The sequence below is a fragment of the Candidatus Poribacteria bacterium genome, assembly GCA_028820845.1.
Taxonomy (GTDB): Bacteria; Poribacteria; WGA-4E; order WGA-4E; family WGA-3G; genus WGA-3G.
In genome coordinates, this window is the sequence record JAPPII010000076.1 from 72773 (window position 1) to 89339 (window position 16567).

Annotated in this window: 14 protein-coding genes and 1 pseudogene; all 15 read right to left on the reverse strand. The window is 46.4% G+C overall.

Translation table 11 applies throughout. The features are described from left to right. Positions 1-102 precede the first annotated feature (102 nt). Positions 103-1284 carry an ankyrin repeat domain-containing protein gene (locus tag OXN25_15860; protein MDE0426328.1) on the reverse strand — a complete coding sequence of 394 codons (1182 nt, stop codon included), beginning with the start codon at positions 1282-1284 and terminating at the stop codon, positions 103-105. Positions 1285-1429: 145 nt separating this feature from the next. Further along, positions 1430-2599, reverse strand: a complete 1170-nt coding sequence (locus OXN25_15865; protein MDE0426329.1) for an iron-containing alcohol dehydrogenase — start codon at positions 2597-2599, stop codon at positions 1430-1432. Positions 2600-2613: 14 nt separating this feature from the next. Next, positions 2614-3336 carry a hypothetical protein gene (locus OXN25_15870; GenBank protein ID MDE0426330.1) on the reverse strand — a complete coding sequence of 241 codons (723 nt, stop codon included), beginning with the start codon at positions 3334-3336 and terminating at the stop codon, positions 2614-2616. A 60-nt stretch (positions 3337-3396) separates the two neighbouring features. Continuing rightward, positions 3397-3960: a hypothetical protein gene (locus OXN25_15875; GenBank protein ID MDE0426331.1), complete on the reverse strand. Its 564-nt coding sequence runs from the start codon at positions 3958-3960 to the stop codon at positions 3397-3399. Between the two features lie 292 nt (positions 3961-4252). After that, positions 4253-4660, reverse strand: coding sequence for a hypothetical protein (locus OXN25_15880; GenBank protein MDE0426332.1), 408 nt, complete (start codon positions 4658-4660; stop codon positions 4253-4255). Between the two features lie 143 nt (positions 4661-4803). Further along, positions 4804-5427, reverse strand: a complete 624-nt coding sequence (locus tag OXN25_15885; protein MDE0426333.1) for a MutH/Sau3AI family endonuclease — start codon at positions 5425-5427, stop codon at positions 4804-4806. A gap of 15 nt (positions 5428-5442) precedes the next feature. Further along, complete coding sequence (locus tag OXN25_15890; protein MDE0426334.1) at positions 5443-6594, reverse strand: DNA methyltransferase; 1152 nt, start codon at positions 6592-6594, stop codon at positions 5443-5445. A 255-nt stretch (positions 6595-6849) separates the two neighbouring features. Continuing rightward, positions 6850-8496, reverse strand: a complete 1647-nt coding sequence (locus OXN25_15895; protein MDE0426335.1) for a DUF1549 and DUF1553 domain-containing protein — start codon at positions 8494-8496, stop codon at positions 6850-6852. Positions 8497-8588: 92 nt separating this feature from the next. Beyond that, on the reverse strand, positions 8589-9641 hold the full coding sequence (locus OXN25_15900) for an NAD(P)-dependent oxidoreductase (protein ID MDE0426336.1): 1053 nt from the start codon (positions 9639-9641) through the stop codon (positions 8589-8591). Positions 9642-9825: 184 nt separating this feature from the next. After that, positions 9826-10680, reverse strand: a complete 855-nt coding sequence (locus OXN25_15905) for a hypothetical protein (GenBank protein MDE0426337.1) — start codon at positions 10678-10680, stop codon at positions 9826-9828. A 10-nt stretch (positions 10681-10690) separates the two neighbouring features. Continuing rightward, positions 10691-12319 (reverse strand): gamma-glutamyltransferase, encoded by a 1629-nt coding sequence (ggt, locus tag OXN25_15910; GenBank protein ID MDE0426338.1) that lies wholly within the window; start codon positions 12317-12319, stop codon positions 10691-10693. A 22-nt stretch (positions 12320-12341) separates the two neighbouring features. Further along, complete coding sequence (locus tag OXN25_15915) at positions 12342-13409, reverse strand: Gfo/Idh/MocA family oxidoreductase (GenBank protein ID MDE0426339.1); 1068 nt, start codon at positions 13407-13409, stop codon at positions 12342-12344. Between the two features lie 103 nt (positions 13410-13512). Beyond that, positions 13513-14667, reverse strand: coding sequence for a PmoA family protein (locus OXN25_15920; protein MDE0426340.1), 1155 nt, complete (start codon positions 14665-14667; stop codon positions 13513-13515). 109 nt (positions 14668-14776) lie between these two features. Next, positions 14777-15130, reverse strand: a complete 354-nt coding sequence (locus OXN25_15925) for an STAS domain-containing protein (protein MDE0426341.1) — start codon at positions 15128-15130, stop codon at positions 14777-14779. Between the two features lie 335 nt (positions 15131-15465). Beyond that, positions 15466-16518 (reverse strand): annotated as a pseudogene (locus OXN25_15930) (DUF3387 domain-containing protein). Between the last annotated feature and the right edge of the window lie 49 nt (positions 16519-16567).

Here is a 16567-nt window from a genome sequence, read left to right on the forward strand (position 1 = left end):
AGAGAAAGATCGGAAACAGTGTTGACATCTTCTTTGCGCCGCGGTAGTTCAGGAAACATGTTGATAATGGCGATGTGATTAGCTGCACGTGCGATGTCGAGTTCATTGCTGCTTCATTGCTCCCCAGGTCGTTGTGAGATTAGTTCCAGGTGCAACGTCGAGGGGTGTATGGTCTTGCTTGTTTTTGGGAAACATGTTGATAATGGCGATATGATTAGCTGCATGTGCGGTGTCGAGAGGTATCTGACCTTGTTTGTTCTTGAGTGAGGGCTTGATGTCCTCATGAGCGAGTAAGGCTTGGACGATCTCCACCTTTTCATACATGACAGCATAGTGCAGCGCAGTCATTCCACCTACATCCTGTGCATTGATGTCAATGGCGGGGTCATCCTCAAGTAATTGCAGTGCATATTCAGGAGGATTGTGTTTGGTCTCAAAGATAAACGGGTATCTGGGCTCGCAACCACCTGTCGTTCTTCCGTACTCTACAGAAACGTAGTCATCAAAGAAACAATCACCTGGAGCAAGGTTTTCATGATGGTATTTATAAAGCCAGATGATGCCACGCTTGTCGTCTTCGCCGATGGTTAGCGGGTTATCGTCAAGCAATGCTGCCATCACTGATGCTGGCTGCGTGCCTATTGTCTGCTTCAACCCACCTAGACTAGGCAGAGCGTCAGGATGAACAACATAAGTATCAAGCAAACCGAAGGCATGCCCAAACTCATGGGTAAGGACAGCGAGCATCATAGGCGTAACTTCTGTCGTCCCCATTCGCATGACTACCATAGGTGGGAAAAGCTCCCCTATCCGAGCAAAGGATGTGGGGGCTAGTGTGCACTCGAAAGTCACCCGCAGATCGATGTCTCCGAATTCCTCTCTCAATATCTCTCTTATTCTGTCCACGTCTTCAGGTTGATTGCGGTCGAATTGATTGAATTGATTGGGGTCAAAGTCAGGCTGTAGTTCATAGACGAACCTATCAACAATCGGTCGTCCTGGTTGTAGTTCCTTGAGCGGCTCGAGCCAGCTCCGAAGTGAGGCTGACATAGCATCCTCCAGTTCCTTGCCGTTTTGTCTTTCTTCTGGCTTACAATCTATGTGATAACGGTATCCGATCTTCCACTGCGGTTTGAAAATATGGGGCATCAACACTTTCACTTCAAGGTGATGCGGTGAAAAGCCGTCTGTCGCGAATCCATGTACTACGGGCGTGCCGCTGAAGAGCAGGGGCACTACCAGCAGCACACCGAAGATATATCTCATTTTTTTCAAAACTTTCATACAACAGTCCTCATCATCCTACTGCCAAATCAGTATTTTGTCAGTTGCGCTGAAGTTGCCAGCGGCAAAAAAAGTCGTCTATTTTGGAGAAAAATGCTGTAATCTATGTCAGAAACGTTTTTGGGTAAGATGGGAACTTCCTTTTTTAGAAGGAGGCTTGAAAGAGTGCGACCATATCGGTTTCCGTACACGCCCGCGGATTAAATTTGTGACAATGATCCAGCATAGCATCTGCTGCGAGTTTTGGAATCTTTCCGCGATCTAAGCCTGCAGCCCCAAGTCCCGCGGGCATATTCAATTCCGTATTAAACGCCCTAATCTTATCAATAGCAGCGTTCCCCGCTTCGTCAATATCCATGTCAGTGGTGTCTATGCCTAAGGTGCGTGCGACTTCAGCGTACTTCTCGCTGGCGTGAGAGAAGTTAAATTCCATAACGGGCGGCAGGAGGATAGCGTTTGCGACACCGTGCGGGATGGGTGCGTCTGTTGAGAGCTGATGCGCTAACGAGTGGACGGCACCGAGCCCCTTCTGGAAAGAGAATGCCGCCATGCACGATCCGAGGAGCATCTCTCCCCGCGCGGTTACGTCTTCACCATTATGATAGACCTTTTGGATATTCGCACTTAATATCTTGAGTGCCTGCAACGCGACCCCCTCAGCAATCGGGTGATATTTCGTTGCCGTATATGCCTCAATCCCATGGGTGATGGCATCCATACCTGTCGCCGCAGTGAGTGCGGGTGGCATACCGAGCGTTATGCCTGGATCTAGGAGTGCGATGTTCGCCATGTTGAAAGGGGTAACGATTGCGCGCTTTCGCCAACGGTCAGTTGTCTGTAGCGATGTATCTGTAATAATCGCGCCTTGTGAGACTTCACTGCCAGTACCAGCGGTTGTTGGCACGCATATTAAAGGAGGCATATCGCCACGAATCCGCGCAAGTCCACCAACATCAGCATAGTATGGCTCTAACGGTGGTTCGTGGGTTATTAGGAGGCGAATGGCTTTCGCGGCATCCATCACGCTTCCGCCACCAACAGCGATAACAACATCACAGGCTTCTGTTTTGTAAGCCTCCACACCGTCTGCGATGCTGAGATCGGTAGGATTCGGTTCGATGTCTGAATAGATAGCATGCGCTAAACCTGCTGCGTCCAACGCCTCTATCGCCTTGGCAAGGATACCGGCATTGATAACGCCGGCATCGCTCACTAAGATCGGTTTTTTGCCATTAAAGGTTTTGACATACTCACCCAAATTTTGGATGGTGCCATCTCCAAATTCAATGCGCGGGGGTAAGAAATAACTCAACATTTTTCATCCAATTCCTATCTCGTAGCCTTGAGGTGTGCCCAAGTGGTCGCGAGTTTACTTTTTGCGTCAACTGGCAATGAGGGTCCATCGGGTCCGTAGACGATGACATCATCATATTTCGCGACCGTTGCCCATGTTGCGAGACCGATACGTCCGACACCGCCTTCGGTATCATCGTCTACCTGTGCGACTTCTTCATCGTCAAGGATGACTGTGTAACTATCAGGGGTATTGACGATCTTGATGTGATACCAATCTTTATCTTTGATGGTGTGGTTGCTATTCGCCCCGGCTTTGCCGCCCCACGATTCGACCTGTGAGCGTGTATTGCCCCAACCGCCAAGGTTCCACCAGTATTCCAGGGAGGGTTTGAGGTTTTCCATACGCGGCGGATGGTCTTCGAGTGCCTGTCCACGCGGTTGCATTAAGCCTTGGCAGCGGAACATAATCAAGAACCCTTCGGCACCACTGACTTTGCTGCCTCGGACCTCATAGGTGTACTCACTCCAAGTGTCATCCCAGAATTCATCGGCAACAACACTCATGCAGTTAACGGAATTCTGGAGTTGATGGTATTGATCATCTGCGAATTCCCATTCTCCGAAAAGTGGGACCCATTTATCCTCAGATGCTTCTGCGTCATCGAAATTGTCCTCGAAATAGGTCTGTGCTGTCGCGAGTGTCACGATTCCAAAGGTGATTGCACAGATTATGATAAACAAGATACAGTTTTTCATAGTAAGATTCTCCTTTTTGGTATTATCAAAGGCTGCTGCCTGCTTGATGGGTCTACGCCCTCATTCTGACTTCTTTCCGACTTTTATTGATATAACATCCACATTTAAGTGACTGCCTTCTTTCTTTTTAACTGATATTTCAGTATTATGTATCAAAGATTTTACCTCGGAGACCAAATCCCTTAAACGTTCCTCGCGCTTAATTAAATATATTGCCTCTTCTACTAATAATTTCTGAGTCTCCCTGTAACCCTCATGCAAGCTGTTTATGTGTGCAGCTGCTTTGTTACGAGAATCTTTAAGTTTACCGTAAATGTCATTACCTCTAATTCTATTCCATTCATCTCTTAATTTCTCTGTATCTTTTTCGTAGGAGGAATCAAAACGAGTCTCTATACAAAAAGTATTCGTTCTCTGTTTTTTGGCAGATGGTTCTATTATTTTACATATATTCGTAATTATCGGTACAATATAATTTAAAACTTCAAAATAACTCACACGTCCCTCGTTTGTCAACAATTCCGACAATTTTTCTAAGTTATAATCTACATGCTCCATGCAGGAATCAAAATCTACATGCCCGGGAGCCCTGATACTTGCTGGTACAAACTCTTTCTTGTTCATCTTTGGTCCTCTTTATAATTTTAGTAAATATATTCTGGTTCAGGAATCCATACTTATAAGTCTCTCATAAGTATCATGTTTACCGACCCAAAACCAAATCAGGTTTCCAATATCCCCGCGTGCCAGTGCCCGGTAATTTTTATTGATTCTAATAGACCAGTATCTCCCAACCCTTTTAAACTGGAGCGAATTGTGTCTGGAATTTTGAAAAAACAACCCAAATTTTCTATGAACAGCATTTTTAACCTGGGATGGCAATTTGTCCAAAGCATCAAAAAAATCACTGTCAAATCTATTGTTCATGTTTTACTAACATTTCCTTAAGAGTCTCCCAATCGTAATATTTGCCTTCTCTAACATTTTGTTCGGATTTTTCAGCGAGGCTATCAAATGCTCCTGCTTCTATCGCTTTCAACAGTCGTCTATCGTGTTCATTTTCTTCCAATTCTATTGCTTCGTGAAGTTTGTCGGTCAGCAATATAATCAGTTCTTCCTTGGTTTGTGCTTGACCCTTAATATTGGCTATATAGTTGTCCAAATCGAGATACTGAATGTAACCGAACCAGTTCCCGGAATCCAATTCTAACAGACACGCTTCGTATGAATCCTCATATACTGGATCTACTATAGGTTCGATGCATTTATGAATATAATTTGAATTGAGTTTTGACCGGATTTCTCCGATAGATGTGCTTGACATTTTCATATCTCCGTAGTGGCTACCTATGCTACAAGTGTCAGTTTGGATCTAAACTTGAAGAAAATAATCAGAATCGACTCTTTTGATTTCGTAAGTTTTGACTGTAGAAACCCTTATTTCCTATTGTCCTCGTTGCTCCTCGCTTATCTGTCTTGAGACAACTGGGGAAAGATAAACTTTTCGAGAAAAATTTTCCTGGCATAAAAGGCTCTTGAAGTACTTCCATGGCCACTTCCTTTCGTCCTGGGTTGAATGTATACACCCATTTTACCAGTAAGAGCCTCAAATCCTTGTGTACAGATTGTTTCCCTCACTAAGTCATAATCTGCTTTCACTTGATCGTAGACTGCCGGATTATCCAAATCAAAAGTTGTTACACAGTATAAAATTGATCTTTCCTCTCGTTGACTTTCCCAAATTCTCGCAGCCACAACCATCCGTCTTAATTTCATTAGTAAATGGCTATCTTCAAAATCGGTTCGCTCAACGTTATAAGAGTCGATCATTGTTACTGCCATTGTTTCTTTAACTCTTAGCTTCCCATTCTTCAGATATTTTAAAGGAACTGTTTTTAGTTCCCACGACCCGAAATTAGGTGCCTGCGCCGAATTAATAGGCAAATCTAAATGTCTTTCAAGTACATGTCCTGCCCAACCTTTATTTTTGTTTTCGCCTTTAAATACGGTCACTTCGTAATCACTGGCCAATTCTCGAAGATCCTGACCAGTAATCGTTGATAACTTTTGAACTGCTTTTTTTCTTTCCATCGCTTTCTCCGATCATCAATCGGCATTTGAGGCATTCTCAAACAGCATATTAGACAACTCATCAAGCCTCTGCCGAGCAATTTCGTTATATTCTTCTTGCCTCTCAATCATTATCCATCTCCGGTTATTTTGCTTGGCAACGACTGCTGTAGTTCCGGTTCCAGAAAATGGGTCAAGTATGAGATCGTCCTCATTAGTTCCAGCCAAAATAAGCCGATTAACAACCGCCAAGGGCTTTTGCGACGGGTGTTTTCCAAACTTCTTTTCCGATCGCTTAGTGATCGGAATTTCCCACATGTTTCGCATTTGCTTGTCATTGTTCATTGCTTTCATCACTTCATAATTGAACGTCCAATTTTTGGCTTTTTTGCTCTCATTGTTGACCGCCCAAATGATAAATTCAGTAGACTCAGTAAACATGCGACAGGTAATATTAGGTTGTGCATTAGGTTTGTACCAAACAAGTTGGCTGATAATTCGTCGGTCAAACAAGTTTTGAAGAATAAAACCAATTGTAAAAATACAGTGAAAAGATCCGAAGATGAACAGGTTTCCGTTTGTCTTCAGGACCCGCAATACCTCACGAATCCAGTCAACTGTGAACTCGAAATAGTCATCCTGTGCGAAAATATCCCACTGTTCCTGCATTGTAACATGGGAACTAAATGCCCAACCTAACCCTTTCTTTCTTGACATATTAAATGGTGGATCGGTGATACAACAATCGAAAACGCTATCAGGAAAATCTTGCAGAACTTTTAAGCAGTCCCCCGATACAATTTGATTGACAGGAAGTTTTTTCGTTCCGCCAAAAAGAGTTGGTGGATATCCAATACTGTCAGAGGACGGCTCGCGTATATCTCCGTTCGCTGCTGGTGCTGATACCTTTGTATTTTTCAACGGATGGATACCTGTTGAAAGATATTCAATCATCTGAACCTTTTTCAACGACGAATATCCCTTCAAACCACGCTTTTTAAGTTCTGCTCTCAACTCTTTAGTCCGCATTTCACGGTAATCCACCTGCTCAACAGTATTTTTCAGCGGAGGAATTCCTGTCAAAAGATATTCAATCATTTGGGCTTTCTTCAGTGACGAGTACCCTTTCAATTCGCGCTTTTTGAGTTCCGCTCTTAACTCTTTGATTTTCATCTGGTGATAGTTCATAGTTTAAGTACGTTCCTTTGTAGTTTACTATAGTTTGGACAATTTCTGCGAGGCTAATGCGCATTTTCAAAATGTTTCTGATTTTTCTTCAAGTTCCATACAAAAATCCAACTCGAAGAAAAATAAACGCCGATAGTAGAAGGCACAAGCCCCAGCGGGGCGAAATGTTTATAGAAACGCCATATCCTCAAGACATAAGCCCCAGCGGGGCGAAATGTGGATCCCATAAAAAATTGTCCAAAGTTTAGTTGTAGTTTAATGATTAAGCGAAAATTCGGCAGAGTTTAACAAAACCCAATACAGGTCTTCGTAAGCCAAGTCCTTGTTCCGATACAGACTCCGATCTATATAACGTTGAAAATAGGTCTTCTCTTTAGCAGTTGGTAGACGAGACAGGACGTTGAGATAGATATACGCCATGCGTTCAAGCGGATCGCGCCATTTTCCGAGGACGTAATTGACGAAACTCCCGCGATCGGCGTGGTTCGCACTATCGTTGACGATGCTCCCGTTGATCATCATCAATGCTTGCGGGATCGTTCCGTTGAAGGCTTCAATTTCTTCCATCTCACCGTTGTTGAGGAGAAATAGAAATTTTTGGAGATGCTCGCGTTTCCTATTTTCTATATCACGGAGCATATTTTCGCGGTCCTCGCCACCTGTCCTTTTGTTGCCCTCCATCTGGATCTGTTGAAGTCTTTCAAAGCCGGTGGCTTGGAGCATAGAATAGAAAAACTGCTCTGCACTGAGCGGTTTGATATACGCATGCGAATAGTAAAGTTCATCGTCTTTGTTGCTTTTGTTTGTTTCCGAAGTGCGTTGGTAAGCCTCAGAATTGAGGATAGTCCGCATGAGGTGTTGCAGATTATAGCCATGAATGACGAAATCCTTTGCCAGCCACTCCAAGAGCACGGGATTGGTCGGTAGATTCTCCTCTCCGAAGCCATCAAGGGGTTCGACGAAAGCGCGTCCCATAAAGTGTTTCCATATCCGATTCACAATTGTACGGCTAAAATACGGGTTTGATTTGTCGGTCATCCACTGCGCGAGGGCTTTGCGTTTTTCTATCAGCGGCCCATTGTATTCGGTGCGGTCTAAGAAGTGTGGTGTGACCGCTTCGTTGAGTCGTTCGACCCACATCGCTTTTTCAGGTCTGTTGACAATTACAATATTTTCAAATTCTTCTGCCTCGCCGAGCATGTTCACGGCTCGGAAGTTGCCTTTACGTTGCGTATCCAGCCCAGTGAAGAAGGCAGCGATGCCGTAGAAATCCTTTTGGAGCCATGCTTCGATTTTATGGTCATGGCACTCGGCGCATTGCATAGGGATCCCTAAAAAGAATCTGGAGGCGTGTGAGGTCAACAGGACTGGGGATTGGTCATATCGGAGGATGTAATTAACAGCCCCGTTGTTCCGTCGGTCGCCATCCGCTGCAATAAGATTGCGGACAAATTGGTCGTAGGGCATATTTTTCTGCAACGCGTCCCGGACCCACGCTGTCAACATGAGTTGGTTATCATCATCGCGTCTGCCGATTAACCAGTTGACCCACAGGCGAGTCCAATAGTTGATGAACGCCTCACTTTCGAGCAACGTATCAATCTTTCTCTGACGCTTACTTGGGGACCCGTCCTTCAGGAAATCGAGTACTTCTTCGGGAGTAGGGATTTTTCCGGTCATATCGAGATAGATACGCCGGAGGAATTCCGTATCTTCTGATCGCTTTGAGGCTTGGAGTCCTTCCGTTTTCAGCACCGCGTTAATGTGCCGGTCCAGATGTTTAGTGCTGGCGGGCACATACACCGAGGGGGTTGGCGATACTTTTGTGCAATTCAACGTCAAAAAGATAAAAGCCAATAGCAGCAAAGGATAACAGGTTGGGGGACGAAAAAGGACTTTCATGATAGATAGGCTCCCGATGCGGTTAAGCTTGTATTATTTAACAAGTTTAACCGATTATGCGTGAAACATCAATTAGAATCGCTGGAAAAGTGCTAACTCCATCGGAGACCTGTCGGAATGATACCGACATCTTGACCACGTCGCATCGCTTCAGCAGCGTCAAGGATACTCGCCAAATTATGTTGCGGTTCATAGTCCAACAACGTCTTGATTTTGCTTAAATCAAATTCAAAATAGACGGGTTGCGGGAGTTGGACATCAACGGAGTCCATCTGGTAGCGTTCACATAGGTAGGGGATGGCCTCTTCATGTTTGAAAACGCCATTTCCACCGAGCGTGAATTCTTCGCCTACAGCGGCATCCTTCTCAATCCCTAAAACCAATCCTTGTACAATATCCCGTACATCCGTGAAATGTTCCTTGTAGGGTCGTCCGTCAGGGTTGCGTTTGAGTATGAATTTCTCTGTCCCATCCCAAAGACCTTTAACCGTATTCGCAGCCTCCAATTCGGCGGGATCGTTCCCTGCATAATTCTTGTACCGATTATAGATGGGACTGAAGAGGAATTGCCTCGGCAAACCGTCCTCATTGAGATATTCACTCGGCTCAATCACGGTTGTGAACCTAAAAACCGTTGAAGGTACCCCATACTGGTGATGGTAGCTCATGCAGAGTTCCTCACCAATCCATTTGGTAAGGAAGTAAGGCATGTGATGGTATTTGGCAACCATGTCTTCGGTGATGCGTTGATCAAAAAGTCGTCCTTTTTCGGTGAGTTCCCAATAGATTGCTTCCGTACAGGCATAAACAAGGCGATGAATGTTCGGATTGAACTCACGGACACATTCCAAAATGTTGAGGGTGCCCATACCGTTGATTGCCAAGTACTGGCGGTTATCAAAAGGCCCGCCAAAGGCGGCGGCAATATGATAGATGGCATCGACCCCTTTAACGGCTTTTTTAACGTCGTCGTATTCGCGCAGATCGCCGAGGACGGTCTCAACGTCTCCCGTCCCGTCCCATCTTCCGACACGATTGACATCACCCGGATAAACGAAGCTGCGGATAGTGTGCCCTTTTTCCAGCAATTTTTTGACGAGATTGGATCCAATGCGTCCTGTGCCACCTGTGACTAAAATTTTCATGACTTTCTCCTAAAAGTCAGTAAGGCATAAAAGAGCAATGCACTTGCGGGAAGCGCATTACTCTTTTTAACGTGAGTTCAATTTAAAGATTGAAACCTCTGGGCAGTTCATCCCGAAATTCCACAAACTAACAGTTTGTGCTACAAGGGAACTGCTTTGTCGCTAATAACATAGCAAAGACGGACTATTGCGAGAGTTTTATTTCTGCCCATTTTATCGCTAATTTATCCCTCGGCTCTACATCATAAGCAGTACTGATGAGTTCTATATTATCTATCGCCCACCACCAATCATTCTGTGCGTCAATGACCCCGAAACTAATGACCATCTCAGCGGCACCTGCGGGATTGTCGATCGGGATTTCTAACGTTTCGTTTATCTGTTCTCCGTCGTTTATTTTCTCTTCCTTTAGTTTAAGGGTAGGAATCGTAACGAGCGTATGCGCACCTGCGTCAATACCAACGCTTTGAAAGAATAAGATACGTTCTTCGGCATCGCCATCAAAGCTGACTGTTATCTCTCCGTTTTGCGTATCTTCGGGCCGCCAGCTCGAATCCAAGGTTAAGATGAGCGATCCCTCTGCCGCACCCTTGATTTTAATGGGTGGTGTAATTAGGTGACCATTCCAACGACTGATAGCATCAGGATTGCCATTCCCCTCCCAATCGTCCCACTCATCAGGGTCAGAAACCGCGCCTTTCCCTACGCCCTTGCCGTCATTGTGTACGCCTGTGAACTCACTACGCCTCTGGTCTTCCGCTGTTCGTGTCCACCACTCAAGATCGACGATTGCCCAAGTTCTCCACTCGGGCATGCCGAGGTCATCTGGATTCTCGTTTGTAATTTCCCAACCCTCAGGCGGCGTACCTGACCAAACATCTTTATCTTTAATCTGTTCCATTATACTTGCTTGGAGTGTGACACCCTCAAAATCCTCTTCAAAAAGGACAGTATCAGCTGCCCACCCCGTTGCTGTTGAAAAAGAAAAGATTGTTATGAGAATCGCGTGCGCGATCCTATCGATAATGCTGCTATTCATGGTAATCCTCCTAAAAAGTTACTGCGTATCCATCCGTTCTGGGATCAGAACCGCCGATGAGCGCGCCAGATTCAGGATGCACCATGATCGCCTGTGCGCTTCCTGGACCGCCCCAATCGCCGAGGATTTGGAGTTCATGTCCTCGCTTCGCCAAACCGTCCTTCGTATCCCTCTGAAATCGGTTTTCTAACTGGAGATCATTAGAGCAGGTGTGCGGAATAGTGGATTCCATGGGATTCTGGAGACTGCGCCAGCGCGGTGCAGAAACGGCTTCTTGTGGTGTCATTCCGAAATCAATTATATGGGTAACGAGTTGTAGGTTCGTTTGAACCTGTGTATCGGCACCGGGTGTGCCACACGCGATGAAGGGCTGCCCGTCCTTTGTGACGATGACAGGGTTCATTGTGTGACGGACGCGTTTGCCCGGCATCAGACAGTTCGGGTGTCCTTCCTCTAAGTGCCAATAGGTCATCCGATTGTTCAAGAGCACACCGGTGTCCCCTGCAACCAGAGCAGAACCGAACCCTGATTGGATGCTCTGTAATATACAGACAAGATTTCCGGCACGGTCGGCGGTGCAGAAGCAGGTCGTATCCTCGTGTGACTCTGGACCACCAGCAGGGACATCTATAGCTGCCTTCTCTAAATCAATCTGTTCGGCGCGTTCAGCAGCGTAGGATTTCGATAACATGCCGTCTAAAGGAATATCAACCCAATTCGGATCCGCCATATATTTTTCGCGATCGGCGAAGGCGAGTTTCTTGGCTTCAACCATTAGGTGGACACTTTCAGGCGTATTACAGCCCAAGGTCGGCAAGTCAAAGCGTTCAACCATATTCAACTCTTGAAGTAAGATATGACCACTCGAATTCGGGGGCATCTCATAGACTTCATACCCTCGGTAGTTGACGTGTATCGGCTCATCCCAGTGTGCGTGATAGTCAGCGAGATCCTCTGTCGTCAAGAGTCCGTCATGAGCACGGCTGAACTCACCGATAGCCTGTGCAATTTCACCTTTGTAGAATATATCTCTTCCGTGTTCAGCAATCTTTCGGAGGGTTTTACCGAGATTGGGGTTTGAGATAAATTGGCCGGCGGGGATGGGTTCACCCTCGTTTGTAAAGATAGCGCGGCTGTCCGGTTCAGCGGCGAAACGTGGATTTTCGCCCTTAAGACCGCCAGCGAGTCTGTGGCTCACAGGAAATCCTTCCTCACAGAGGGCAATTGCGGGTGCGAAAACATCTTCTAACTTGAGGGCACCATAGCGTTCGTGTGCGAGGAGCCATGCGTCAACGATTCCCGGGACCGAAACACTGCGTATGCCTTTCATCGGGATTCCACCGTCTTTAAGATAGGTTTCGCGGGTTGCGGCGCGCGGTGCGGGTCCAGTGCCGTTTACGGCTTCGACCTTCCCAGTCTCCGCCCAATAGATGAGGATAAACCCGTCGCCTCCAAGCCCAGAACCAGCAGGCTCAACCATACCAAGGGCTACAGCCGTTGCGATGGCTGCGTCAACGGCGTTGCCACCTGCCATCATTGTCTGAATACCTGCCTGCGAGGCGAGTACGTGCCCAGATGTAACCATGCCATTTCTGCCCATGACAGAGGGACGAAATGCTGAACCGTGTGGAGATTGCATTTTTTTAATTTTCCTTTTTTCGTTAGCCGAGCATCTTCTTAGCAAATGCCTCAACATCAACGCGTTCCTGGGTCCGTGCAGATTCGTTGCAAGCCTCCATCAGCATCCATGTACCGAGGGTTGTCTCCTGCATCCACGCACGATCTGTGCCGGCTGTAATCGCTTGTGCAAAGGCATCAAATTGGAGTCGATCGTCCTCTATAAGCCCTGAATGTAAATCTTGAAGGGTCAAATCCTCAAGGGTCTCGCCAAGTCGGAAAAGTTGTAGGTGTCCTGCATCGCGGCGGAGATCTCCGTCTTCCCCGTGAAAACTCCAGTGCCCACTCCAACCGAAGGGCGATGCGTGTGCTGCCCGGGTCCCCGCATAAGAGAAAGGCGCGCCGTTTGCATATTCCATAAGGGCGTTGCCGCCCGCGGTCCCCCACGCCTCAATTTGTCCGAGTGCGGGATCCCGACGGTTATGGATATGTGCGGTGACATACTTCGGTAGCCCTTTGGCTGCGACGAGTTGGTCGAGTTGGTGGCTGCAACCAGCATGAAAGAAGAGTCCATCTACATAGGCATCGGGTTGTCGAGAATCGGGTCCAGTGTAGAGGTTTTGGCGAATCCAGAACCGACACTCACCCGCGAGCATTTCACCGACACCCCGATCTTCGCGGAGCCATTCTCGCATTTTCGCTGCGGCAGGATTCCAACGTTTGTTTTGTCCTTGAACCAGCATCAAGCCGGGATTTGCCTTGTGTGCTTGGATAATTTCATGAAATTCTAACTGTGTTGTTGCAATAGGTTTAACACAGAGGGTGTGCATACCGAGATTCAGGCTTTCGACAATTAACTTGGCGTGAACGGTCGTTGAGGCGTAGATAAGGCACGCCTGTGCATCGTGCTTCTCTTTCGCCTCCGCTATGGTCGTGTAGATACGTTCTGTTAAGCCTTCAGGTGCACCGTTTATTGACGATACACCGTTTCGCGCGGCTTCAAGGTTGATGTCCACACACGCGACAGGTTCCAACCCATGCGAATTGACTTGTGCTTGTAGACGACCATGTGCGAAATGGGTGCATCCCACGTGAATAGTCGGGATTGGCATTCCTGAAACTCCTTATACTGGCAGTCAGTTATCAGTTATCAGAAAGAGGGTTTCGGTTTGTCCATATATTTGGATAGCCAACCCCCTAAATCAGACAAGTAGGTTAGGACACCTCAACGACTGGTGGGTTGATGAAATCGTGATATTTCTGCGCCACTTTCCCGGTGGTTGCATCACCTGCATGAATAAGGACCCGGAATCGGAAGTGCATCTGTTCGCCTGCTTTGAGCGTGTAGGAGCCATCTTTAGAGGAGTCTCCTTCAAAGGTGCCGCCCCCGAAGATATTCGTTCCCATGAGTCCGTAATTCCGTACGTGCCAGTACGTTGGATAGCGTGGGTTGATGAGGTGATCGAATACAGCAAGTCCGACAGGTGTTCCGTCAACAACGCCGGAATAATCGCACCAGTTCGCCCGTTTGCCCCATGTCTCATCCTCATTGATGCCACCAAAAGCGTTCTCTATCTTTCCACTGTCCGAAGCGTTCATCGACGGATGGACACGAATCGACATAATACCGCCTTCCTTGGTATCTCCGAAGTAGACATCCCCAGCAGAAGCGATAAATGTCAGATCGAGGTCAAGAAGTGAGGCATCTTCAGGTAGGTTATAGATACGGAAGTTCTGTTTGTCGGTCATCAGAACGTTGCCTTCGCGGGTTTCCCAATTATTTTCGGTATAAATCCTACCGACGACGGCACCATCGTGTTTTTGTGTAAAGCCCTGATGCACGACTCTTCCAGAATTACTCCCTTCTCCCCACAGATCCACATCATTAACCTCGCCATAGGCGACATAGAGCGAACGGTGATGCACATGATCTTTCGAGACCTCGCTCGTCTCACCCCGTGTTACTTCGCGTCCATTCGGACCGAGGACAGGAAAGAAGTAAGGTCGGAACTGCGTTTTAGCATACCGGAACGTTGTAAAAGATCGGTCATTGAGTGTGATGGCGATAGTTTCGGCTTCCTCTTTGAACTGAACGCCTGATTCACCTGTGACGTTTCCCTCAGAGAGAGTATAAGTGCGAGATTCACCGGCAGCGAGTCCATCAAGTATCCAATTTAAGGTAGTAGAACCGTCCTCATTGGCATAACATTGCGCCGATATGACGCTGCCCGATGCCACATCCGTTAAAGTGACGGGACAATCGTGAAGTTGGCTCACACCAGGGTGATCAACGTCAATACTAACCGGACATCCATCTCGATCGTGGAAACCGGCACTAACAGTAAACATCGGAAGATTCTGATTTGCCATAAATTCCCTTATTTCGTATCTGGGTTTCCTCTATTGTGTTGGAGCCATTTAGTCTTCGATTCAGGCAAAAGCCGGGCAGAGGTTGAACTAAATGGCTCTACCCGATTTATTAGGTTTCATCAGAAGTGAGCGCGAGGATTCCCTCTTCTTCGCTATTGTAAGTCTCGAAAACGCTCATTAATCGACCAAGGATAAGAAGGTTTCGGATGTGTGCGCCTGCATTGACGAGTGCGGTCCGTCCTCCCTTTCGCGAGACAGTCACATTGACAGAAACGAGTGTGCCGAGGCCACTACTATCCATCCGGGTGACATTCTCAAGGTTAAAGATTACCTTCGGAGAGTCAAAATACTCTTCAAGTTCCTCATTAATTTGCTCTCTAATTTCAGCGTTTGCCGCACCAATCATACGGCCGGTGGGTCGAATAACGATAACACCTTCTCTTTGACGTATTTCTGCTAACATTTATTTTCCTTTCTTATAGGACTTACGCAATTTTGACTGCAGTCCGTTCTGTGAGATGAGAATTTTCGGAAAACACAGCGGTCTCCTACCACAAACTATGAAGTTTGTGCTACAAAAGAGCAGCATGCGTAAGTCCTATCTTAGTTGTTTGCGTTATTACACTAACATGGAATTTCGGTTTATGACCTAACAAAAAATGTCAATAGGTTAATATAGTTGATTTGAAAAACTTTGTCAAGATTTTTAGATATTTTTATCATCTATCACTGCCTTATATAAAAAGAAAGGTAAAGTAGGACCTCTCTCAAATTCCAGAACGGGTTACATTTAATTTCTTAAATCACCCAATTTTCACACAATACCTCAGCCTGTTCTAAGACAGTTTCAGCAGCCTTTTCCTGTTTGTTGGGTGGATAACCGTGTCTGCGAAGGGTGCGTTTCACCATTCTTCGTATATTCGCTCGGGAACTCTCCTTTATCGTCCAGTCAATACTCACGTTTCGCCGGACAGTTTCCACAAGTTCAACGGTGATGGTTCGTAACGTCTCATCGCCTAACACCTGAACCGCGCTATCGTTAACCTCAAGGGCATCATAGAATGCTAATTCTTCATCTGAAAGCCCTAAATCATCACCTCGATCCTGAGCCTGACGCATTTCTCTTGCGATTTCGATGAGTTCTTCAATTACCTGTGCTGCTTCAATTGCACGGTTTTGGTAGGTGCGAATTGAGCGTTCCAGCATACTTGCAAATGAACGTCCTTGGACTACGTTTTTCTGTGAACGGGTCTTGATGTCATCATTAAGCAGCCTCTCTAAAAGTTCAACCGCCACGTTTTTATGAGGCAAGTCTCGGACTTCAGCGAGGAATTCATCAGAGAGAATTGAGACATCGGGCTTCTCTAATCCGGCGGCAGTAAAGATGTCAACCACCCCTTCAGAAACGACTGCTTTGGACACCAGCTGCTTAATTGCCTGTTCTGTAGTTTCAGTCTCTGCTTCTTCAGCAGCTGAAGGTTTTGCTAAAACACTTCTTACCGCCTGAAAGAAAGCAACATCGTCGCGAATTTCAGTTGTTTTTTCATCTGGAACAGCCAATGCAAACGCTTTAGAAAGCTCGGTAACCACTCCCAGTAAACGCTCTTTGCCATCCTTTTGCGTTAATATATGTTCTTGTGCTGGCGGTAATAATCTAATTCGATCTTCAGCGTTTCCAGTAACCCAAAGTGACCAGTCAAAACCGTGAAATAGCCCGCAGCATATCTCGTATTTTTCCAACATCACAGCGACTGCTTCGGCTTTATTAAGGGTAGCATCTCCTTTTCCCCCACTTTTAGTATAATTCTGCAATGCCTGTTTTAGATGGTAAGCAAGCCCTATATAGTCTACGTAGTGTTTACATTTTGTTAGCAGTGATCAATATAGCTGCGAAATAAAC